Raw genomic sequence first — 24435 nt, 5'->3', positions numbered from 1 at the left:
TTTTAACACAAAAATTCTAGACCCGGAAAATCTACCTATGAGAGAAGCGCTGTTTGTGAAGCAGAATGCCGAAAAATGGAAGAGCTATGAGCTGCTGCAAACCAATAATCCAGATGAGCTGGCGCAGCGCTTTATAGATATTACCAATGATTTGGCTTATGCCAAAACTTTTTATCCGAAGTCTAAAACCACTTCTTATCTAAATGGCATCGCCTCCTTGCTGCATCAGGCCATTTACAAAAACAAGAAAGAAAATACGAGCCGTTTTACACGCTTTTGGAAGTTCGAACTGCCCTTGTTGTTCCATAAATATCGCAGGCAGCTGCTGTATTCGTTTCTCTTTTTTATCATATCAATGAGCATCGGCATCCTTTCGGCTAAATACGACGAAAGTTTCTTGAGACTGATTTTGGGCGATGGCTACGTAAACATGACGAATGAGAATATAGCCAAAGGCGATCCTTTTGGCGTATACAAACAAGATAGCGAATTTACCATGTTTCTAATGATTGCCTCTAACAATATATGGGTAACCTTGGTTACCATTGTAAGCGGAATCTTCCTTTCGATAGGCCCAGTATTTGCCATGATGAGGAATGGTATCATGATTGGTGCATTTGAATATTACTTTTTTAGCAAAGGTCTTGGTGCCGAATCTATTTTGGTGATTTGGATACACGGCACCTTAGAAATCCTTTCGATTATTATAGCTGGTGGCGCCGGATTGGTTTTGGGCCACGGCTTGCTCTTCCCGAGAACCTATACCCGGGCAGTAGCCTTTAAGAACAGTGCCAAAGATGCCACTAAGATTGCATTGGGAATTATCCCGATTATTCTGCTGGCTGCCTTTTTCGAAAGTTTTATTACCCGTCACACCGGAATGCCCATTTGGCTAAGCATTAGTATCTTGGCCGGTTCGCTTTACTTTATGGTCTGGTATGTGATCATTTATCCAATTAAATTAGTTAAACGCACTCAGTCTGTATCAGATGAAAGAGAAAATAGAATTTAGGAAAATTCGTGAGTTTGGAGATATCATTAACGATACCATTCATTTTATCAAACAAAATATCAAGCCCCTGCTAAAGGCTTATCTCTCTTTGTGTGGCTTCTTTTTGTTAGCCAGTGCATTGAATTCCATCTTTATCCAATTGCAGCTCAAAGGTCTTTTAGATGACGGCAGTAGGTTCGCATCTGCAGATAACCCATTTATAATGCTTCGCAGCTTTACGTTTAGCTACCTGATGATGATTGTTTTTTTGATCCTCAACTATACATCGATAGGCCTCACGGTTTTGTCTTACGTTGCTTTGTACATCAGAAAAGGAAATGTGGCGCCAACAGTAGCAGAAGTATGGTCGTATTTTAAATATTACTTCTTCCGGATGCTGGGGAGCGGCATCATAATGACGCTTTTTGGCATGCTTTGCTTCATCTGCTGCATCATTCCCGGTTTTTATGTAATGCCGGCAATATTTATTTTTTATGCTGTCCTCGTTTTTGAAAATGCCGGGTTTTCATTTTCGTTTAACCGCGCATTTCAGCTGGTAAAAAATGAGTGGTGGATTACCTTTGCCACCATATTGGTGGTGTACTTTATCTATTATGCCTGCGCTATGGTGATACAGGTGCCGGCCATTGTCATTTCTATGGCCAGTGGCTTTATGCAACATGAGGGAGTATTGATGGGTAGCTATGGCATAATTGTTTCCATTGCCCAACAGCTTTCGCAGGTGTTTATGATTATTCCCCTTGTAGCCTCGGCATTCATTTATTTTAACTTGGTAGAGCGCAAAGAAAGCTTGGGCTTGATGCAAAAAATAGAAGGCTTCGGCGAAAAAACTACGGACGAACATCCTTTTACACCGGAGGAATATTAATATGCGTACTAAGTTGGTTTTTGTGTTGTTGCTTGGGGCATCTTTTGCTGTCCAGGGCCAGCCTTTGCAAAAACCTGTTGCCGTTAAGCCAATCGTTGTAAAAAAGCAGCTCAAGCTAGACAGCAGCAAAGTCGAGATACGCAAGTTAGATGAACAGGCTATCGAGGCCTACAGCAAACAAAAGGAATTTAAATATGATGTAGCCCCTCAGCAATTAAATTGGTGGGACAGGTTTTGGAGATGGGTATGGGACATCATCAAGCAAATTTTTCAGAGTGATGCCGGCAAGGGCAGTGCTGGGTTGCTCAGGGTGTTGCTGATTACCTTAAAATACCTCATTATTGTAGGTTTGGTTGTAGGTTTGGCCTTTGCGATCATCAAATTGCTGGGTCTAGACCTAAAAATGCTGACCAGAAAATCGAAGACAATAGAAGTTCCTTACGAAGAAAGCCTGGAAAATATCCATGAGATTGATTTTGACGAACAATTAGACAAAGCTATTTTAGATGGAAACTATCGATTGGCGGTTCGTTTGCTTTACCTCAGAACACTGAAACAGCTAAGCGATCGCGAAATCATTAATTGGCAGCCCGATAAAACTAACCAGGCCTATGTACAGGAGTTGCGCAATGAAGAGCAACGAAAAGAATTTGCCCAATTGACCTATCGTTTCGAATATGTTTGGTATGGAGAGTTCTTTATCGATAAGAGCAGTTTCGAGCCTATTTCACAATCCTTTCAGCAATTTAACCAGCAGCGCAAATGAACGGATTGAGAAGATATTTGATAATTGGAGCTTTGTTGCTGATCGCCTATATGGTTATGCAGTATTTCAAGCCAAAGCCTATCGACTGGCGACCAACTTACTTAAAAGAAGATAAAATCCCTTACGGAACCTATATCCTGTACCAAAGACTGAACGATCTTTTTCCAAATGCACAGGTAAGCGTACAAAGGAAAGCGATTTATAATACCTTAACGGAAGATACGATTTCGGGTAGCTCAAACTATTTGATTGTTGCGCCAGAAATTAACGTCGACAAGCTAGACTATGCGCAAATGGTCAAGTACATGCAAAAAGGCAACCATGTTTTTATTGCGGCCTCGCGGATCAAAGGCGTCTTGCTCGATACTTTAAAGACGTCGTTTTCGAGCAATGTTTATTTTAAGAACGGCAAAAAATATGCGGTCAATTTTGTAAATCCAAGCTTAAAGCGCGATATAGATTTCTACTTTGATAAAGGCATTTGCGAGCAGTATTTTGCCAAGCTAGATACTACAAGGGCAACCGTGCTCAGTACGAGGCAAGAAGGGCCCGCCAACTTTATCCGTTATTCGTTTGGCAATGGCTCATTGTACATCTTGCCTAATCCAGAGCTGTTTTCAAATTTTAATCTGTTGCGGGAAGATGGTGCGGCTTATGCCGGTACAGCCTTATCGTACCTGCCCAAAAACAGGCGCTTAATATGGGATGAGTATTTTACCAGGCCCGATAGCGACAACCGATCGCAGCTGCGTGTGCTTTTCAAATATGACCAGTTGCGTTGGGCCTATTACATCGCCCTGTTTAGCCTTGTCGCTTTTATTTTGTTCGAAATCAAGAGGAGGCAGCGCATTATTCCAATTATTTCGAGGCCAAAAAACACATCGGTAGAGTTTGTCGAAACCGTTGGACGTGTTTACTATCAGCAACGCAACAACAGGGATATAGCCGATAAAAAAATAAACTATTGGCTAGAATACCTGCGCAACAAATACCGCTTGCGCACGGTAGACCTGAACCCAGAATTTAAAGAAACGCTGATCAGCCGGACAGGCGCGAATACTGAAACCATCGAAGCACTTTTTGTAGAGCTGCAATACCTGAGTGGGGGCTATTCGGTAAGCGACCTAGACCTGATCAGATTAAATAAACTTATTGAACAATTTTATAAACAAGACCAATAATATGGAAGAGGAAATGTTTGAGCAAAGAACGGATTTGAGCCAATTGAGCGATGCGGTAGCGCAGATCAGAAGCACATTGGGCAATATCATTGTAGGCCAAAAAGATACCATAGATCTGCTGATTGCAGGTTTGTTGGCCGATGGACATTTGCTGCTGGAAGGCGTACCCGGCGTAGCCAAAACCCTAAGTGCAAAGCTGATGGCCAAATGTATTTCGGCATCTTTTTCTAGGATCCAGTTTACACCCGATCTGATGCCCTCAGATGTGTTGGGAACAGCTGTATTTAGTCCTAAAACGGCTGAGTTCCAGTTTAGGCAAGGTCCTATTTTTGGCAATATTGTACTGGTTGACGAGATTAACCGTGCGCCTGCCAAAACGCAATCGGCCTTGTTCGAAGCTATGGAAGAACGCCAGATTACGGTTGATGGACATACCTACAAACTAGAGGAGCCTTTTATGGTATTGGCTACACAAAACCCGATTGAGCAAGAGGGTACGTACCGTTTGCCAGAGGCTCAGTTAGACCGTTTCCTTTTCAAGATCGAGGTAAAATATCCATCGCTTGAGGAAGAAATAGCCATTTTGACCAATCAGCATCAGCATAAACCCGAAGAACAGTTGCAGGAGATCCATGCGGTTTTATCGGTAGCGCAGATCAAGGCTTTGCGTGCCACCATTAAATCGTTGGTGGTAGAGCCGAAGCTTTTGGCTTACGTGGCGCAGATCACACACGAAACACGCAACAATAAATCTTTGTACTTAGGTGCATCGCCAAGGGCATCGTTAGCGATGGTAAACGGCGCAAAAGCCTTTGCTGCCATGGCTGGTCGCGATTTTGTAACACCTGATGATATTGTTCGAGTGGCTACACCAGTACTGGCACACCGTGTAATGCTAAGTCCAGAAAAAGAAATGGAAGGCCTAACTGCAGCTGATATCATTGCCCAGATTATTAAGAAAATAGAAGTGCCAAGGTAATTCGACGCATCATCCTGGGCCCGACCCAGGATCTCGCTCGAGATAGATGCCGGATCGTGTCCGGCATGACGATTTTGGTAGCCCCGCAATGACGAACAAGAAAAGAAATGAAACAATTCTTTAGAAAATATTATACAGACCTTTTTTTAGGTAAGCGCCTGTTCATCGCATTGGGCAGCTGCGTAGCCCTGTTTTTATTTTCTTTTTTCATTCCTGTGCTGGGCGATTTGCCTTACCTGTTTTTTGGCGTGTTGCTCTTGTTGGTGCTGTTAGATTTTTTCTTGCTCTATAGAACCAAGAAGGGCGTGTTTCTGCATAGGGAAGTACCAGAGCGCCTCAGTAACGGCGATGACAACGAGCTGAAGATCTACCTGGAAAATTTTTATTCGTTTCCGGTAAGCTTAGGCATAATTGATGAAATTCCTTTTCAGTTCCAAAAGCGCGACATATGGTTCAAAACCCATTTGGCATCACGGGAACAAAAAATCATTAGTTATTTATTGCGTCCAACCAAAAGGGGTGAGTACGATTTTGGCCTAACCCGATTGTATGTTCAATCGCCATTGGCTTTATTGAGCCGGAGATTTAATGTAGGCGCTAATAAAACGGTACCTGTTTATCCTTCTTTCTTAAAGCTGAGACAGTACGAACTCATGGCTGTTTCTAATCGCCTAACCGATATCGGGATCAAAAAGATCAGGCGTTTGGGCCATAGCATGGAGTTCGACCAGGTTAAAAATTATGTATCCGGCGACGATTACCGTACCGTAAACTGGAAAGCCACAGCCCGCAAAGGCGATCTGATGGTCAACTCCTACACTGACGAAAAAGCACAGCACGTGTATTGCGTAATCGATAAATCAAGGGCCATGCGCATGCCTTTTGATGGCTTAACCTTGCTCGATTATGCGATTAACGCCAGCTTGATTTTAAGCAGTGTGGCATTGGTAAAAGAAGATAAAGCGGGACTGATTACCATTGCCGAAAAAACCAAAAGCATTGTGCCCGCCGATCGCAGGCCGATACAGTTGAATAGGATTATGGAAGTGCTGTACAAAGAGAAAACCAGGTACCTCGAAACGGATATGGAAGCCTTGTACATCAGCATGCGTGCTACGTTAAAGCAAAGAAGTTTGGTGGTATTCTTCACCAATTTCGAAAGCATGTCGGCACTAGAAAGACAGCTGCCTTTCTTAAAACGGATTGCCAAGTTCCATTTACTGTTGATCGTGTTTTTCGAGAATACAAGCTTGAAGGCACTAAGCGAAGAACCTGCAAAAGACGTGCAGGGCATTTACATTAAAACCATTGCCGAGAAATTTGCCTACGAAAAGAAACTGATGGTAAAAGAACTGACCAAGCATGGTATTCTGAGTCTGCTTACCCCTCCGCAGAACCTAACCGTTAATGTGGTGAATCGTTATTTGGCGATTAAGGCCAAGCAACAGATTTAATCTGATAGACTTGTCATGCTGGACCCTGATGCAGCATCTCACTCGAGATAAGATTGCTTCGTCACTACGTTTCTCGCAATGACGCGTACCCTCAACTTTGCTGTGCAATGAGAAATCTATCTCGAGAATAGATGCTTCGCGTTGCTCGTCATGACAAAATAATTTATGGAGAAATTTGTTATTAGGATTGCCTAACTAACAACTGAAAACTGCCAACTAACTTAACACTCCGGCAAGCTCAGCGGAATATTGGTAGCCAAACCACCGTCAGAAGTTTCTTTGTATTTCGAGTTCATATCTAAAGCCGTTTCCCACATGGTATTTACCACGGCATCTAAACTCACCTTTGCCTTATCAGGATTGGTTTGCAGGGCCAATTGACTTGCGGTAATCGCCTTAATAGCGCCCATGGTATTGCGTTCGATGCAAGGGATTTGTACCAATCCGCCAATCGGATCGCAGGTAAGGCCCAAGTGGTGTTCCATGGCAATTTCTGCAGCCATTAAAACCTGGCGCTGCGAACCGCCCAAACATTCGGTTAAGGCTGCCGCAGCCATTGCAGAAGATACACCGATTTCTGCCTGACAGCCACCCATGGCCGCAGAGATGGTTGCGCCTTTTTTAAAGATGCTGCCTATTTCTGAAGCACAACAGATAAACTGGATAATCTTATCTTCGGTATAGCCATCGCAAAATGCGATAAAGTATTGCAATACGGCTGGAATAACACCAGCAGCACCATTGGTAGGGGCGGTAACTACGCGTCCAAAAGCGGCATTTTCCTCATTTACGGCCAAGGCAAAGCAACTTACCCAATCTAAGGTATAGTTAAAGCCGTTGCCACCTTTTCTGATCACTTGTACCCAGCTATCATAGTCGGTATAGACTTCTCCAGCAGTTAATTTGCTGTTTACTTTCGATGCCCTGCGTGCTACATCTAGTCCGCCAGGTAGAAAGCCACTGGTATGGCAACCCCTGTAAATGCAGTCTCTAATTACTTGGAAGTGTTGCATCACACCGCGGCGGGTTTCGGCTTCTGGTCGCCAAGCGGCTTCGTTTTCCATGACCACTTCGCTTACCTTCAAACCTGTTGAAAGGCACCAATGTAAGAGTTCACTGGCTTTCTCTACTGGAAAGGGTAGATCTACCTGTTCTTTTTCAGAACCGTTTTCGCCTTCTTTAACTACAAAACCGCCACCAATAGAATAATAGGTTTCCGAAAAAGCCTTTCCATTATTTAAAAAAGCCTGAAAAGTAACTGCGTTTGGGTGAAAGGGCAAACTTTCTGCAAAAAGGAAAATCAGGTCTTCGGCGTAGGAAAATGGAATTTCCACTTCTCCGCCTAAATTTAAGCGTTGTTCTTGCTTAATGGTTTCGATGGTACTGTCGATGGCATTGACATCAAAGGTAACAGGATCGCCACCGGCCAAGCCCAACAAAACGGCGATATCGGTGCCGTGTCCTTTGCCGGTTTTAGCCAAAGAACCATACAATAGGATTTTGATCTGCTCTACATCGGCTAAATCGGCCTGTTTTTTTAACGAAGCCGTAAATTGCTGTGCAGCGCGCCAAGGGCCCAAAGTGTGAGAACTTGAGGGACCAATACCTATTTTGAATATGTCGAAAACCGAAATCTGTTCTTTTTGCATGGATAACAAAGCTATATACTTTTACTGATATTTACGTAAATTGGCTCATCAATTCAACCTAACCTATGAAAAAAATCTACTTCTTCTTGCTGCTCCTGTCCACATACAACTTAACCAGGGCGCAGCAAGAACATTTCCAGTCGCAACATTACCAAGCGCCTAGCGATGCCAATGTACGAGCCAAACTGAGCCAATGGGGCGATAAAAAATTCGGACTGTTTATGCATTGGGGGCTTTATGCCATTCCTGGGATAGTCGAGTCTTGGAGTATCTGTTCTGAAGATGCTTCATGGATACCCAGAGACAGCACCAAAAATTACGAGGATTATAAAAGATGGTATTTCGATCTGAACAAGCAGTTTAATCCAGTCAATTTCGATCCGACCATCTGGGCCAGTTATGCCAAGAAAGCAGGCATGCAATATGTGGTTTTTACCACCAAGCACCACGATGGTTTTGCGATGTTCGACACCAAGCAATCAAATTATAAGGTCACGGCAAGCGAAGTACCTTTCGCTAACAACCCGAAAGCCAATATCGCCAAAGAAGTTTTTGGTGCTTTCAGAAAGGAAGGATTTATGATTGGGGCCTATTTTTCTAAGCCCGACTGGCACAGCGAGTATTATTGGTGGCCTCGTTATGCCACAGCCGATCGGAACAACAATTACGATATCCGTTTGCACCCGCAACGCTGGCAACAGTTTAAGCAATATACCTTTAACCAGATCGAGGAGCTGATGAGCGATTATGGCAACATCGATATTTTATGGTTAGATGGGGGCTGGGTAAGGCCAAAAACCACTGTCAATCAGGAAGTTGTTTCCTGGGGAGCGCCAATTCCGGCTTGGGACCAAGACATCAACATGCCTGGTATTGCAAAAATGGCGAGGGCCAAGCAACCCGGACTAATCATGGTCGATCGTACGGTGCATGGCGAGTATGAAAACTACCAAACCCCAGAGCAAAAAATACCTGAAAAGCCTTTGGATTATCCTTGGGAAACCTGCATGACCATGGGCGATGCGTGGGGCTATGTGCCGAATGATAAATACAAGAGTACGAATACCCTTGTCCATTTGTTGATTGATATTGTAGCAAAGGGCGGTAACTTCTTATTGGATGTAGGGCCAAAGCCCGATGGTACTTTTCCGGAACCAGTGTTGCAGCGCCTAACCGAAATAGGACAATGGATGGATATTAACAAGGAAGCGATTTATGCCACTAAACCTGTTGCACCTTATAAAACCAATCAGGTTTGCTTTACGCAAGGTAAAAATGGAAGTGTTTATGCGCTTTACTTATTAGATGAAGGAAAGACAGCCGATGCAACAATAACTATTCAGTCGCCACCAAAAACGCCCAAAAAGATCAGTTTGTTGAGTGTTAAGCAAACTATAAAATGGAAACAAAAAGGGGATGTATTGGAAGTGGTTTTGCCGGCTAGCGCGAAAATGCTAAGACATGCATTGGTGTTTAAGATGGATTAATGTTTTTCACCACCTCAGATACCTAAGAAAGGCTAAGGTAGGTTCGCATATCGTTTCCTCCCCCTGCCCCCTCCAAAGGGGGACAAATTCATTACGAGCGCTTCGCGGAATAACCATGGCGCTGCGATAAAACTTAGATGCCCTTAAACGCCTAAGGTGGTAAAAATAAAATAAGCCTAACCACAAAGGCATGAAGCTAGCAGAAAATTTTAAAGCATTTTATCATCCAGAACGCAGTGAAGGATCTGCCTTGAGTTAGATTCCTCGTTGCACTCGGAATGACAGATTTAATTATAAGAAATCGTCATGATAGACACTGATCTTCCCCCTGCCCCCTCCAAAGGGGGACAAATTCATTGCGAGCGCTTCGCGAATTAACCACAACATACTATGTCTCTTTGAGATAAAACTGAGATGCCCTTAAATGCCTTAGGTGGTAAAAATAAAATAAGCTTGATCATGAGGCGCTAAGCCAAAAAAAAGATGTCCCCTATGTGTCTATGTGGTGAAAATGAAACTGTCCATTTCCTTCCCTTGCCCCTCCGAAGAGGAATAGGCTTAATGTTGAGGATTTCAACTATGTACCTAATGTAGTTAAAAAAGCTAGCGTTTTTTCTTAAGTGATAAAGCCTCGATTGTGAGCTCTTGAGCTTTAATGGTCTGCTCTTGGATGGTGATAATTTTGACCAGCAGTTCGATGTCCTTTTTAGGATCGCCTTCGCCAATGCGTGCGGTTAGATATTTTTCGGCAATCTCGTTGATAACAGAAAGGCTATCATCTTGTTCAGGATATTTTCGAATGGGCAACCCTTTGCCTTTCAAAAGCCAATCGGCATTCAGCTCTTCACATTTCGTGAGTACGAGCTCCAAGTTTATAGTTTTCCTTTTGTGCCAGTTGGCCAAGGTATTGGAGGCGATTCCTAGAAATCTAGCAAGTTCGGCGTCTGATTTAAAATTATAATGAGATTTTATTCTGCTTATAATCAATTCATTATCTTTTTCTATTCCCATTTCGTGAGTTTTTCTTAGGCAGGGTATTGCTTTACTCACGAACAGTGAGTAAATTGGGATGTAATTATAAATGTAAGCAAAATGCCAATATACTAGCAAAAATAGGCATTCGAAAAATATTTAAATCACATCTACACATCTAACCCTTTTGAAAACATGAAAAATCTCATTGAAATTACGCCAATGGCTGATCCCTTTTTGCCAGATGCAGAAAGCACCTTCGCCTCAGAACCCCAAATTGCAAAACCTATTTTAAAGGGTCTGCAAACCTTTTTAGATACCGTGCCTGCCTATCGCCTTAACAAAGGGCTCAGAAAATTGCTAATTGATTATCTATTCTATAACATCGAAGCGCTACCTGTAGATTTTGAAGAACTCTTGGGCGATTTTTATTGGCTTACCCATTTTCTGGATCAGATCCATGAAGAGGAGCTCAGCAAGGCAGGCTAAAAATCGAAGGCAATTATTTTGGTGTCTCTTAGCATCCTATCAACAAACTTTTTATGGTTTTTGGGGCTGCCAACGGCTATCCAGGTGCCACTGATGATGCCATCGGCCAATTCCTGCTTGCCACGGTGCAATGTAAGTTTAGAGGTTCTGATGTATTCTTCATAGCTCTCTAAACTTTCGTTTTCGTATTTTTTTACGATGCGGTAAACCCTTCTGGTAAAGCGTCTTTCTACAAAATTCTCTACAAAAGGGAAAACAAGCAAAGACGCCAATACCACAGCAGTAACGCCAATGGCCTGCTCGTAATAACCGCCACCAACGGCCATGCCAATAGCGGCCACAATCCATATTACGCAGGCAGTGGTCAGGCCTTTTACCTGGTTGTCTTCTTTAAAGATTACGCCGGCGCCCAAGAAACCGATACCAGTTACAATATTAGAAGCAATACGGTCTTGGCTGGTAGGGCCCACTTTTATCGATAAAATGGTAAATAAAGTAGCTCCCAGACCAATCATGATCATGGTTTTGAGGCCAGCCTGTTTGCTTCTGAATTCGCGTTCTACGCCAATGAGTCCGCATAGTAAAATGGCCAATAAAAACTTGTTGACTTCACTTTGGGTAATGAAGTGTTGGTTGTTAAACAAATCCTCGAACATAAAGCTGAAATTGAATATTCCGTAATTTCGAAAATATTATTGAAATAACGCATGCCAAAGGGAAAAGTTTTGTGTCTATTGCAGTGCTTTTGTCATTCCGACGTGAGGAGAAATCTATTTAAAAAGTTGTTCTTTGTAGATCCTTCGCTTTGCTCTGGATGACAATGTTCGCTCTGGACGACAAACTTTTTAAAGATAAATACCGGATTGGTGTTCGGCGTAGCAAATTTTAGGATTAAAACTAAAAGAAACTAGAACAACGCAATCCGTTATACTTTTTGGTACGGGTACTGTTTGGCCAGTATTTTTCATAGCCCAAACTAGCTTCGGTGGTGCCGCTGGTATTGGTATAGTTCAGCTTTGAGGTGGTAGCATCGTGGCTCACGCCGATCCGCATTTTTTCGCTGTCGTTCCTTTTCAAAAAGATATCAAAGATGAGCGAAAACACAATGGCATCCGATCCACCCTCCTGATTGGTCCGGTACCATAAACCTGAATTGAAGCTCCGGTACTTGAACTGCATGCCCGCACTTAATGAGGTGGTATTGCCCTGCCTGTAATAAATCACTGATGGGATGAGGAAGGCGCCTTCATCTTCCAAATAATCGTATCGGTAGCTCAAGGGCATCTTAAAGCTGGCATTAATGGCCAAACGCATAGGCAGACGTGCCTGTGCAGAGCTGAAGGACTCGTCGGGTTTGTTGATGTGGTAAAGGCCGGCACCCAACATAAAGTTACGGTAAACGAAATTGGCCCCTGCTGCCGGATCAAAGAAAAACTTATTCGACATATCTGGAAAAGAGGCCGATGAAATGCTTCCGGGAATATAGCCCAACCGGCGATCTATCTGGTCTAAAAAAACCAGTTTGCTCCAGTCGATACTGCGGTTGGTAAAGCCTGCCTGTAGGCCAAAAGATGCCAAAAAATCATCGCCGCCTACACTGTACGAATAGGTGAGGGCCACATTGTTCTTCACCAAATAAGCGGTTCCTTCGCTGCTGCGGTTAAACGATAGGCCAACCCCTCCCGAAAGCTTGGGCACGTTTACATCAACAGAAGCGTTGATATAAGACAGATCGCCGCTGAGGGAAGACCATTGGTTGCGGTAGATCATATTGAGCCTCAAATCGCCGTCGAACTGCCCGGTTAGTGAAGGATTAAGGTAAATGGGTGCATTAAAAAACTGAGAAAAAAGGTGGTCTTGTGCCTTGATATTCGAAACCATCAGGCAAAAGCATCCTAAAAATCCAGCAATCCTCCTTTTTATCATCATCGTATTAAATATATTTCGCCCGTTCGTTTTGGCGCAGATTTATCCAAGGTTACGCCCTTCCACTCAGTGCCATTGATGAGCTGGACTTCCATTTTCCAAAAGTAAATTCCCTGTGGCTGGGCTACGCCATTGTAGGTGCCGTCCCATCCTTCAACCGGTTTGCCATCGTCGAGTTTGGTGGTTTCCCAGAGTACCTGGCCCCATTTATTGAATACCGTCATTTTCCACGATTTAATACCTGCGCCAATGGCTATGAATTTTTGTAGCGGAACACTGGTGCCACCCGGCATAAACGAGTTAGGCAGATAAACATAGCCTGGCACGCCCACAATGTGTACGTATTTTTGAATGCTGTCTATACAGCCCTGATCGTTGTAGGTTCTTAAGGTAACCAAGAAACGGCCGGTATCGAGGTAGGTATGTGCCGGATCCCTTACGGTAGAAGCATCGCCATCGCCAAAGGTCCATTTATAGGTTTGGGCACCATTGGTGCTTTCGTTGGTAAATTTGAAAGTGTAATTAGGTATGCTGATTACCGCGGCCGGAGCAATAGCGAAATCGGCCTTAGGCGGTCCAACGAGACGGATGTAATCTATTTTTTCTTCGGTAGTTGGACAGCCCAAACTGTTAATGGCAGTTAACTTAACAGTAAAAGTTCTCGGATTGCCTTGGTACACGTGCGTAGGCGCAACTTCGGTAGAGGTTGGAGAACCATCGCCAAAATCCCAAACATAGCCGATGGCATCTTTGCTGGTATTGGTAAACTTCACTTCCAAACCGTTACAACCAATGGTCAGGTTAGAACTGAATGCTGCAACAGGCTGGGGATCGACAATAATGGTAACGGTTTGTAAAGGTGCGGTTGAACAATCGTTGGTAGCCAACATGGTCACATCATAAGTGCCCGGCTTGTTAAAAGTATGTTGCTTAATTTCTGGTCGGTTATTGATAGAAACTTCTGCTGACTGGTCTGGTTCAAAATTATAAATATACTGGCTGGCGCCAACGGTACTGTTGATAAAATCGACGGTAAATGGTGCACATCCTCTTTGTTTGTTTCCATCAACGGTTAGGCCTGGCCTGATGGTATTTGGCGAAACCACGATGACATATTCTCTCGAATCGGTACCACAAGAATTAGTTGCGGTTACTTTTACTTTGTATGTTCTTACTACGTCGGTTGTAAATGTATAAGGGAAATCGGCCTTGCTGGTACTTGGTCCATTTACTACAACGCCGTCGATTTCGTAGGTGAAGGTATTGGTAGAGCCTGGCGATGTGTTTCTGAAATTAACCGTAAGCGGAGAGCATCCACGTGTTTTATCCGGCGTTCCGGTAGCAATAGGCGTAGCATAAACGGTTATTTTTTGTGGTGCCGAAACCGATCTGCCACATGGGCCAATTACGGTAAGGATTACGGTATAGTCTTTGTCTTCGCCAAAAGGATCTGCATTAAATACATGACGAAGATCGGCTGAGGTACCTACCACCACATTGTTTACGCGCCACTCGAAAGTTACGCCAGTTAGGGTGGTAGAAGTATTGGTGAAATCAACAGTGAGCGGACCACAACCGTTAACAGCCGATGGGGTAAACGTAGCCAAAATATTTGGTCGTGTACGGAAGGTATGGCTCATTTCATCTTGGCTACAGCCTAAGCTACTCGTAGTAACTAATTTGATCACAACGGCTGTATTTTCGGTAGCAATGGTATAGCCTGGAAAGTTGACGCCCGTGCCGATCACCACATTATCAGCATACCAAGTATAGGTGGCGTTGCGATCTGGATAAGCCGTTGCTTTGATGTTGCTGGCATTGATGATAAAAGGGAAACAATCGAGGTCGCGGGTAAAGATAAACTCGGCCTTGGCATTCGGATTAACGGTAACCTTAACCACATTGCTTACGCTTTGCAAGGAGCCGGTACAGGCCCCGCTGCTTACCAATCGGCGATAAGAAGTAGTTTGGGTAATGGCACCAGGGGCGTAACCTTGTCCGTTGGCACCGATAATTGCCGTCCAAGTGGCTCCATTGTCAGTGCTTTGCTCCCAGCCATAAGTATAGTTGGTGCCATCTCCGCCAGTTGGCTGCGAACCGGTTATTGGTGTAGCTGTACTGCCAAAGCATATACTTTGGGTGGCCGAAATGCTGTTGTTGGCGATGGCTGGCAAGGCAGTAATTTGCAATACATTGCTCACAGCCGAACACTGGCCACTGGTTACGGTGCGGCGGTAAGAAAGGCTAGTGTTAACCGTAACATTTAAACTTGGGCCGGTTTGACCATTAATGGTTGCCCAGGTGGTGCCACCATCATTGCTGCTTTCCCAAAGGTAGGTGTAAGTGCCATTGCCACCTGTAGGAACATTTCCCGTTAGGGTAATTACTTGGCCGTTGCAGGCAATTAGGAATGGCGTGGTAATATTGATATTGGTTAATGGAGCCAAGTTGGTAATGGTTACCTCATCGCTAGTAGCTGGACATGGAGCCAATCCAGAGATGGTCCAACGGAAGGTATAGGTTTCTCCGCCAACTAAGCCACTTACCTGTGTATTGTATTGGGTTGGATCTGAAAAAGTAACGCCACTTTGACCTGAAACCAAAGTCCACAAACCGGTATTGGTTAATGGCGAATTACCTTGCAAAGTGATAGTTGGCGTATTACACAAAGTTTGATCTGCACCGGCAGTAGCCTGTACAACGGCCTGGTTTACGGTAATGGTAGCTACAGTTGAATAAGCTGTTGCGCAATTGCCGTTTTTAACAGTGGCGCGATATTGCGTGGTAACGGTGAGGTTATTGTAAGAAATGCTGTTGGTTGTATTGCTGATTGGCGTCCAAGTGGTGCCACCGTCCGTTGATTGTTCCCAACCTTGAATTATTCCAACCTGACCGCTTAAGGTAAGCGTGCCGCTGTTTCCACCCGAGCATACGGCCATGCTTCCAGCAATGGCGCCGCCGTTTGAAGCTTCATTTACCTTGATCACAACACTTGATGAGCTTGGAGGGCAAGGTGACAAGCCAGAAATGGTCCAAGTAAAAGTATAAGAATTGCCCGGGATCAATCCGCTTACTTGGGTGTTGTACAAAGTTGCATCGGCGAAAATTGCACCTGCTGGTCCGCCGGTTTGGGTCCATAATCCGGTTTGTGTTTGTGGCGAGTTTCCAGCCAAAGTGGTCGAAGTCAGGTCGCAAAGTTCTTGTGGCGAACCGGCAATAGCGGTAATCGAACCAGGATTAACCGTAATGGTGGCTACGCTAGAATAAGCCGATGCACAGTTGCCATTTTTTACTATGGCGCGGTATTGTGTGGTAATGGTCAGGTTGCTGTAGGCTACGCTCGTGGTGGTATTGTTGATCGGTGTCCAAGTAGTGCCACCATCTGTTGATTGTTCCCAGCCTTGGATCATTCCAACCTGTCCGCTTAGGGTAATGTTGCCGCTGCCACTTCCAGAACATACTGCAGTACTGCCTGCAGTAATTCCGCCATTAGAAGCCGCATTGATGATGACGGTCATGCTTGATGAGCTTGGAGGGCAAGGGGCCAAGCCCGAAATCGTCCAGGTAAAGGTATAGGCGTTGCCCGGGATCAATCCAGTTACTTGTGTGTTGTATAAAGTTGCATCGGCAAAAACTGCACCTGCCGGTCCGCCGGTTTGGGTCCAAATGCCAGTTTGTGTTTGTGGCGAATTTCCAGCCAAACTGGTCGAAGTCTGGTCGCAAAGTTCTTGATTAGGACCGGCAACTGCAGCAATTGAACCCGGATTAACGGTAATGGTTGATACGGTAGAATATGCTGGTGCGCAATTGCCGTTTTTCACTATTGCACGGTATTGGGTCGTGGTGGTGAGGTTGCTATAGGCTACATTGTTGGTGGCATTGCTGATCGGTGCCCAAGTATTGCCTCCATCTGTTGAAATTTCCCATCCCTGGATTACTCCAACCTGCCCGCTTAGGGTAATGTTGCCGCTGCCACTGCCCGAACATACAGCTGTGCTGCCTGCAGTTGTTCCGCCATAAGAAGCCGCATTGATTTTGATATTTACGCTTGATGAACTCGGCGGACAAGGGGCCAAGCCTGAAATCGTCCAAGTAAAAGTATAGATATTGCCTGGGATCAATCCTGTTACTTGGGTGTTGTATAAAGTCGCATCTGCGAAAACCGCACCTGCCGGTCCGCCGGTTTGCGTCCATAATCCGGTTTGGGTTTGTGGCGAATTTCCAGCTAAAGTGGCCGAAGTCTGGTCGCACAGCTCTTGGTTTGAGCCTGCATTTGCAATAATAGAGACCGGATTAACCGTAACGGTTGATACCGTTGAGTTGGCTGGCGCACAATTGCCGTTTTTCACTACTGCGCGGTATTGCGTAGTTGCAGTGAGGTTGTTGTAGGCTACGCTCGTGGTGGTGTTGCTGATCGATGTCCAGGTGTTGCCTCCATCAATCGAACTTTCCCAACGGATGATAGTACCTACCTGCCCACTTAGGGTGATGTTGCCACTGCCGCTGCCCGAACAAACGGTAGCGCTACCTGCAGAAATCCCACCATCAGATTTGGCATTGATCACAATCCGTACGCTTGATGCGCTCGGCGGGCAAGGTGACAAGCCCGAAATGGTCCAGGTAAAGGTATAGGTGTTGCCTGGGATCAATCCAGTTACTTGAGTATTGTATAAAGTTGCATCGGCGAAAACTGCGCCTGCCGGTCCGCCGGTCTGGGTCCATAATCCGGTTTGGGCTTGTGGCGAATTTCCAGCTAGAGTGGCCGAAGTTTGGTCGCAAAGTTCTTGGTCAGTACCCGCGTTTGATGTAATCGACAATGGGTTTACGGTGATGGTAGATGCCGCCGAGTAAGCAGGGGCACAGTTCCCGTTTTTCACTACTGCGCGGTATTGTGTAGTTGCAGTGAGGTTGTTGTAGGTTATATTTGCGGTAGTATTGCTGATCGGTGCCCAGGTATTGCCGCCATCGGTCGAACTTTCCCAGCTGATAATGTTGCCCACTTGTCCGCTCAAAGTGATGGTGCCATTGTTACTGCCTGAACATACCGTAGCGCTACCTGCAGTAATACCGCCACCAGAAGGTGCATTTACTCTAATTTGTACATCGCTTGCGCTTGGAGAACAAGGAGCCAATCCTGAAATGGTCCAAGTGAACACATAGGTTTGGCCCGGAACCAAGCCACTTACTTGCGTGTTGAACTGGGTGTCATCCGTAAAAACGGCACCTGCAGGACCAGATTTTTGGGTCCATTTTCCAGTATTGGTCAATGGTGAATTTCCTGCTAAAGTGGCTATGGTTTGGTTGCAAAGTTCTTGATCGGCTCCTGCGTTTGAGGCAACTACCGCAGGATTAACGGTTATGGTTGCTATGGTAGAATTAGCCGGACCGCAAGATCCATTTTGTACTACAGCTCTGTATTGTGTAGTGGCAGTAAGGTTGGTATAGTTTAAAAAATTGCTGGTATTGTTAATGGTAATCCAAATGTTGCCTCCATCGGTTGACTTTTCCCATCTTAATACCGAACCAACTTGTCCGCTAAGGGTAAGCTGTCCGGTATTTCCGTCAGAACATACCGTGGCGCTGCCTGCAGTGATTCCCCCATCAGAGGGAAGGTAGATTTTTACAGTTACATCGTCTGAACTTGGCGCACATGGGGCTAAGCCCGAAATGGTCCAAGTGAAAACATAGGTTTGTCCGGGTACCAATCCGCTTACTTGAGAATTGAATTGGGTGTCGTCGGCAAAAATCACACCTGTTTGACCTGAGCTTACAGTCCATTTTCCGGTATTGGTTAATGGCGAATTACCTGCCAAGGTAGTGCTAGTGACATTGCAAAGTGTTAACTGATCGGGACCGGCATTAGCTGTTACTACAGCAGGGTTTACGGTAATGGTACTTACGCTTGAATTGTCTGGGGCACAGGCACCATTTTTCACTACAGCCCTATATTGGGTAGTGGCTGTAAGATTGGTATAGTTGAGGGTTGCAGTTGTATTGCTTATTGGAAGCCAGGTATTGCCACCATCGGTTGAACTTTCCCATCTTACAATCGAACCTACTTGTCCGCTGAGGGTAATTTGCCCAGTATTGCCGTCAGAGCATACAGACTTGCTGCCTGCCGTGGTACCACCTACAGACGGAGGATTTACGGTAATGGAAACATCATCAGTTTTTGGCGTACAGGTAGCCGCACCGCTAATCGTCCACCTGAATACATAAACTTGTCCAGCTACCAAACCATTTGCTGTGGTGTTGTATTGGGTATCATCGACAAAAGTTACACCAGTTTGAGGCGAAACCAAGGTCCATTTTCCTGTTCCAACAGCTGGCTGATTACCCTGCAATATATAAGATGCAGCACTGCAAATACTTTCATCGGGTCCTGCAATTGGCGTACTTGGTGTTGGTGCAACCGTGATGGTTACGGTTACGGGTGTTCCGGCACAGCCAGACGCGGAGTAAGGCGTAATCACATAATCGACCGTGGCTGCGGTAGTTAGGCTATTGCTAAGGGTATTGTTAATGGAAGTAACGGCAGTTTGGGTGGCCATGTTGGTGTTGCCCGTAATGCCTGGTTGCGCGGTACTGGTCCAGGTATATTTTACGCCACCCAGGTTCGAACTTAAGGTGATGGCGGTGCCTTGGCCACTACAGATGATGGTATTGGCTGGAGTTGCCGTTAACATTGGGCGTGGGGTAACGGTAACCGTAAAGGTAAAAGGATCGCCCGGACAGCCATCGAAGCTAGGGGTAATGGTGTAGGTAACCGTAGCATTGGCAGTTGGGTCGCTATTGGTGAGCACATCGTTAATGGTAGTTCCATTGCCCGCACTAAAGCCTCCAGCGTTAGTCGAACCCGTAGCTGTCCATGCAAAGGTAGCGCCAACTGTTGCACTTGTTGGACTATAAGCTACTGCATCTCCGGTACAAATGCTTTTGTTGATGACGCTGTTAACGGTAATCCTTGGTTTAATAATCAAAATAACCTGATCCGATACCGAATTACATGGCGCAGGCAGGGTAGTGGTACCTGTTAATGTCAAGGTAACTGTTCCTGCATTTTTTTCGGCAACAGTAGGTGTATAAGTGGCGTTCAGTGTATTTCTGTTGGGCGTGAATATACCGTTACCGCCAGTCCAGACCTGAGTTGTTGTTGTTCCGGTAATCGAGCCGGCCAAAGTAAAGCTCACATCCTTGTAACAAATGCTTTGATCGGTTCCGGCATTGACTATTGGTGCCGTATTAAAAGTCAGTTTTTGACTGTCGCTTGCTCCGGTAGTGTTGCAATTGTTTTTGTGGGTGACGGTAATGGTATAGGTATCGAAACTATCGAACTTGATTTGAGGATATTTAGAATTGGCATTGGTGCCGTTTACAAAAGACCAGGTACCACCATTATCGGCAACAACGGCCCAGGTATAGGTGCTTATCGGCTCTTGCATAGTGCCTGTGAAGGTCGTTCTGGTAATGCTTCCCGGAGTGTCGTCGAAGGTGTACGTATTTGTGCCACAAAGCTGGGCATCAGCAGCCAGAGTTGCCGTGGGTGTGGTGTTAACGACGAGCTGCTTACTTGTTGTAACGGCTGTGCAGGTTCCCGAGGTAACCGCTAAAGTAATGGTATAAACTCCAACAGCATTAAAAATGATTTGTGGATTAGGGCTAGTACTACTGGTTCCGCCAGTATAAGTAAAACCAGCATTTGGTGAAATGCTCCAGTCGTAAGTCGTATTATTTCCACAGATATTATCGATAACCGAAGTATTGGTAAGCGTAACAGTTGATCCTTGACAAATAGGGTTGGCCGATAAATTAAAAGCTGGTTGTGGCGGATCTTGGATACAAATTGTTGTAGAATAAGGATCTGCATCGCAGGTTCCAGAGCTGGTTGATTCGAGTCTCACCGTATGGGTACCATGGGTGGTAAATGGCCAAACCAGATTAAAGCTGATCGGTTTATTGGCTGCTACCAAAACCCCGTCAACAAACCAATTGTAGGTAACCGTATTGGGCTGGCAGCCTGGTGAATTGGTATTGGGATCTTCTCCCTGAATGGAGGTGTTTACAAAAGTAACATTGGTATTGGTACAGGCCGTAAGTGGCGAAGTAAAAGTATTTACTGGCTTGGTAATTACCTTCGCCGTTGATGAAATGGTTGAACCAACCCTACCGCAGTAAGGGTTTTCGACACTGATGGTTACAGCGAATACGTTATACTCGGTTCCAGACGAACCGCTAAAGACATTTCCGCAGGAGGAGCGGGTATAGGTATGCCTAATTTTCCCTGAATTCTGGCGGATATCGCAAAGCGTATAGGTACTGGTACTCTGATCACCCCAGTTTACTACATAAGTGTCGCCCGGAAAGTTCTTTAAAATCCCATCGGTACTAATATCTACTCCAAATTCAAGCTGACTATTGGGCAAGCAAACCACGTTATTGCCACTGGTAGAGAAAGCGGTTACGGTTTGGTTGTTGATCAAGAAATAAGCTTTTGTACCTACGGTTCCATCGGGCATTACCGCTTTTGTAAATACGGTGAAATGAGCTAGGCTGGCATTATAGATTTGGATAGGCGTACTAAAAGTCAAGTTGGTGGGCGCACTGCCTGTAAGTTCGTTTTTTACGGTTGCGGTAACCGTACTTGTTGCAGTGGATTCGTTGGTAAATGCATAGCCAAAATTATCGCGCCCCGCACAGGAACCAAAAGCCTCTTGGGTAGTGCTGTTAATTGGTAGCGAAGTGAGCTTTGCTTCTATCGCCGTACCCGCCCTGATTTCGAATGCCGCCGATTCGTTACTAACTAAAGCAGGATTTGTTGACTTGACACGTACTTTATACCCAAGTCCAGGCGTTATACCTGCAGGTATCAGACCATTAACGAAAGTAGAATAAAAGCCATTGTAAGTTCCGATTAATGTTTCTGAACCAAAATTTCCTGTATCGTCAGATAAATAAAGCTGGAAGGTATTGCCAATAGCAATGCAAGAAGTATTGCCGATGGTAAACGTAGCAGCTAGCGTACTGCCCGGAGTATAGGGGCCAGCATCGACTGTACCAATAGTCAGCTGCGCAAACGCAGTGCTGGCCATTGAGCACAAAAGGCCAATGAGCAGTAAACGTATTCTCTCCACGGTAAAAACAACAATAGGTATTGTAAATATAATGAGAAAATCAGATTACTTGCTGTAATTTATTGCCAAAATCTGTGGCAAAAAAAATCCCTTACAACCATTGGTTGTAAGGGAAATATGATGAATTAAGTATATACTTAAAGCGGAGGCAATTACATCATGCCACCCATGCCACCACCACCCATTGGAGGCATACCTGCACCAGCAGCAGCTTCTTCCGGATCGTCAGCTAAAACAACCTCTGTAGTTAATAACATGGCTGCAATAGAAGCGGCATTCTCTAAAGCCACACGGCTTACTTTAGTTGGATCGATTACACCAGCACCAATCAGGTTTTCGTAAACATCGGTACGGGCATTGTAACCGAAGTCGTCTTTGCCCTCTTTTACTTTTTGTACAACGATAGAACCTTCGATACCAGCGTTCTCACAGATTTGACGCAATGGCTCTTCGATGGCGCGTTTAACGATGGCGATACCAGTAGTTTCGTCTTCGTTTGCACCTTTTAGGTCGTTTAATGAAGCTACTGCACGGATGAAGGCAACGCCACCACCTGCAACAATACCTTCTTCAACAGCCGCACGTGTAGCGTGTAAAGCATCGTCAACACGGTCTTTTTTCTCTTTCATCTCTACTTCGCTGGCAGCACCTACATAAAGTACAGCAACACCACCAGAAAGTTTAGCTAAACGCTCTTGCAGTTTTTCTTTGTCGTAGTCAGAAGTAGTTGTCTCGATTTGAGCTTTGATCTGGCCTACGCGAGCTTTGATATCGGCCGATTCGCCAGCACCATTGATGATGGTTGTATTGTCTTTGTCAACTACTACTTTTTCTGCAGAACCTAGGTAAGTCAAATCAGCATTTTCTAATTTGTAGCCTCTTTCTTCAGAAATAACGATACCGCCAGTCAAGATTGCGATGTCTTCTAGCATTGCTTTTCTTCTGTCGCCAAAACCAGGAGCTTTAACAGCAACTACTTTCAACGAACCACGGATTTTGTTTACCACCAAGGTAGCTAATGCTTCGCCATCTAAATCTTCAGAAATGATTACCAAAGGTTTGCCGGTTTGCACGGTTTTTTCCAATACAGGCAACAATTCTTTCATGTTGCTGATTTTTTTGTCGTAGATCAAAATGAAAGGATTGTCTAATTCCGCTTCCATTTTATCTGCATTGGTTACAAAGTATGGAGAAAGGTAACCTCTGTCAAACTGCATACCTTCTACCGTTTTCACTTCGGTTTCGGTACCTTTTGCTTCTTCAACAGTAATTACGCCGTCTTTGCCTACTTTTTTCATCGCTTCTGCAATTAATGCACCGATTACTTCGTCGTTATTGGCAGAGATCGAACCTACTTGTTTGATTTTATTGTTGTCGTCGCCTACAGATTGAGATTGAGTTTTCAAGTTCTCTACTACAGCAGCAACAGCTTTGTCGATACCGCGTTTCAAATCCATTGGATTAGCGCCAGCAGCTACGTTTTTAATACCCGCAGTAACAATGGCTTGAGCCAAAACGGTAGCAGTAGTTGTTCCATCACCAGCAATATCTGCGGTTTTAGAAGCTACCTCTTTTACCATTTGAGCACCCATGTTTTCGATTGGGTCTTTCAATTCGATTTCTTTAGCTACAGTTACACCATCTTTGGTGATTGCAGGAGAACCGAATTTTTTATCGATGATTACGTTACGGCCTTTAGGACCTAAAGTTACTTTTACTGCGTTCGCTAAAATATCAACACCTCTTTTCAGGGCGTCGCGTGCTTCAACGTTATATTTTACTTGTTTTGCCATCTTTTGTAAATTGTTAGAATGTTTTAAGGTTGAAAAGCTGTAATGTTCACTTTTCTCACGTTATTAATACTGCTCCAGAACGTTACAACATTTAAACATTGCAACGTCACAGGTTTTATAGTGTTCCTAAAATATCAGAATCTCTCATGATTAAATACTCTTTTCCTTCAATGGTCACTTCGGTGCCACCGTATTTGCTGTATAAAACCTGATCTCCAACTTTAACGCTTAGCGGAATTAAATTTCCGGTTTGTTCTGCGTGTTTGCCTGGGCCAACTGCCACTACAACTCCTTGTTGTGGTTTTTCTTTAGCGGTATCAGGGATATAGATACCCGAAGCTGTTTTTTCTTCTGCAGCAGCAGCTTCAACAACTACTCTGTCTGCATTAGGTTTAAAGTTTAAAGCCATAAATACTCTTTATTTTTAGTTTTGATAATTAAATTAATTCGTATGCAAGGATACGATGAAATGGAATGAACAGTTTTTGTGCCAAGTTGTTTGTGCTTGACAAATTTGCACGCACTGGCAGAGAATGGTTTGGCCCAGCTATTTAGAGGTGTCAGTCTGGCAGAAATTTAAGAAAGACAAGCGCGGTTTTTCATCGCTTTCTGCAGTCCGGCTTTTTGGTACAAGTCCGTTCCCGATGCAAATCGGGATCCGGGCTTTCCCCGTCAATCCGGTTTAGCTCACTTGGGCTTGGGCTTCGGCAGAAACTTTAGCCTCATAG

At 44.7% G+C, this 24435-nt stretch carries 15 protein-coding genes; 8 read left to right on the top strand and 7 right to left on the bottom strand.

From position 1 onward, the window contains the following. Window positions 1-37 precede the first annotated feature (37 nt). The 6 genes from AC570H_RS15740 to AC570H_RS15715 all read left to right on the top strand — a co-directional run bounded on the left by AC570H_RS15740 (window position 38) and on the right by AC570H_RS15715 (window position 6260). On the top strand, window positions 38-1012 hold the full coding sequence (locus tag AC570H_RS15740; protein WP_497356504.1) for a stage II sporulation protein M: 975 nt from the start codon (window positions 38-40) through the stop codon (window positions 1010-1012). After that, entirely contained in the window at window positions 990-1880 is an 891-nt protein-coding gene (locus AC570H_RS15735; RefSeq protein ID WP_497356502.1) for a hypothetical protein, read from the top strand. The genes AC570H_RS15740 and AC570H_RS15735 overlap by 23 nt, the downstream gene beginning before the upstream one ends. A gap of 1 nt (window position 1881) precedes the next feature. Beyond that, on the top strand, window positions 1882-2646 hold the full coding sequence (locus AC570H_RS15730; protein WP_497356500.1) for a DUF4129 domain-containing protein: 765 nt from the start codon (window positions 1882-1884) through the stop codon (window positions 2644-2646). Next, window positions 2643-3827 (top strand): DUF4350 domain-containing protein, encoded by a 1185-nt coding sequence (locus tag AC570H_RS15725; protein WP_497356498.1) that lies wholly within the window; start codon window positions 2643-2645, stop codon window positions 3825-3827. Before AC570H_RS15730 ends, AC570H_RS15725 begins: the two co-directional genes overlap by 4 nt. Window position 3828: 1 nt before the next feature. Further along, window positions 3829-4806: an AAA family ATPase gene (locus tag AC570H_RS15720; RefSeq protein WP_497359160.1), complete on the top strand. Its 978-nt coding sequence runs from the start codon at window positions 3829-3831 to the stop codon at window positions 4804-4806. A 107-nt stretch (window positions 4807-4913) separates the two neighbouring features. Further along, window positions 4914-6260, top strand: coding sequence for a DUF58 domain-containing protein (locus AC570H_RS15715; RefSeq protein WP_497356496.1), 1347 nt, complete (start codon window positions 4914-4916; stop codon window positions 6258-6260). 221 nt (window positions 6261-6481) lie between these two features. Here AC570H_RS15715 and AC570H_RS15710 read toward each other — a convergent pair whose 3' ends face one another. Then, window positions 6482-7909, bottom strand: coding sequence for an L-serine ammonia-lyase (locus tag AC570H_RS15710; RefSeq protein ID WP_497356494.1), 1428 nt, complete (start codon window positions 7907-7909; stop codon window positions 6482-6484). Between the two features lie 65 nt (window positions 7910-7974). Between AC570H_RS15710 and AC570H_RS15705 the strand changes: the two genes are divergently transcribed. Continuing rightward, window positions 7975-9396, top strand: coding sequence for an alpha-L-fucosidase (locus AC570H_RS15705; RefSeq protein WP_497356492.1), 1422 nt, complete (start codon window positions 7975-7977; stop codon window positions 9394-9396). Window positions 9397-9999: 603 nt separating this feature from the next. On the opposite strand, the gene AC570H_RS15700 is transcribed toward AC570H_RS15705, so the two are convergent. Beyond that, window positions 10000-10407, bottom strand: a complete 408-nt coding sequence (locus tag AC570H_RS15700) for a helix-turn-helix domain-containing protein (protein ID WP_497356490.1) — start codon at window positions 10405-10407, stop codon at window positions 10000-10002. Between the two features lie 156 nt (window positions 10408-10563). Between AC570H_RS15700 and AC570H_RS15695 the strand changes: the two genes are divergently transcribed. Continuing rightward, window positions 10564-10857 (top strand): hypothetical protein, encoded by a 294-nt coding sequence (locus AC570H_RS15695; RefSeq protein ID WP_497356488.1) that lies wholly within the window; start codon window positions 10564-10566, stop codon window positions 10855-10857. On the opposite strand, the gene AC570H_RS15690 is transcribed toward AC570H_RS15695, so the two are convergent. The 5 genes from AC570H_RS15690 to groES form a co-directional block, all read right to left on the bottom strand. Continuing rightward, window positions 10854-11513, bottom strand: coding sequence for an MgtC/SapB family protein (locus tag AC570H_RS15690; protein ID WP_497356486.1), 660 nt, complete (start codon window positions 11511-11513; stop codon window positions 10854-10856). The genes AC570H_RS15695 and AC570H_RS15690 overlap by 4 nt on opposite strands. Before the next feature lie 241 nt (window positions 11514-11754). After that, entirely contained in the window at window positions 11755-12786 is a 1032-nt protein-coding gene (locus AC570H_RS15685; protein WP_497356484.1) for a PorP/SprF family type IX secretion system membrane protein, read from the bottom strand. After that, window positions 12783-21914: a DUF8696 domain-containing protein gene (locus AC570H_RS15680; RefSeq protein WP_497356482.1), complete on the bottom strand. Its 9132-nt coding sequence runs from the start codon at window positions 21912-21914 to the stop codon at window positions 12783-12785. The genes AC570H_RS15685 and AC570H_RS15680 overlap by 4 nt, the downstream gene beginning before the upstream one ends. A 152-nt stretch (window positions 21915-22066) precedes the next feature. Next, the gene (gene groL, locus AC570H_RS15675; RefSeq protein WP_497356480.1) at window positions 22067-23707 is read right to left on the bottom strand and encodes a chaperonin GroEL; all 1641 of its coding nucleotides are present in this window, start codon (window positions 23705-23707) and stop codon (window positions 22067-22069) included. Between the two features lie 115 nt (window positions 23708-23822). Next, window positions 23823-24116 carry a co-chaperone GroES gene (gene groES, locus AC570H_RS15670; protein WP_497356478.1) on the bottom strand — a complete coding sequence of 98 codons (294 nt, stop codon included), beginning with the start codon at window positions 24114-24116 and terminating at the stop codon, window positions 23823-23825. Window positions 24117-24435 lie beyond the last annotated feature (319 nt).

The sequence above is a fragment of the Pedobacter sp. B4419 genome, from assembly GCF_059693725.1.
Note: the sequence above shows the minus strand (reverse complement) of the source record. Positions and strands in the feature narration are given on the sequence as shown.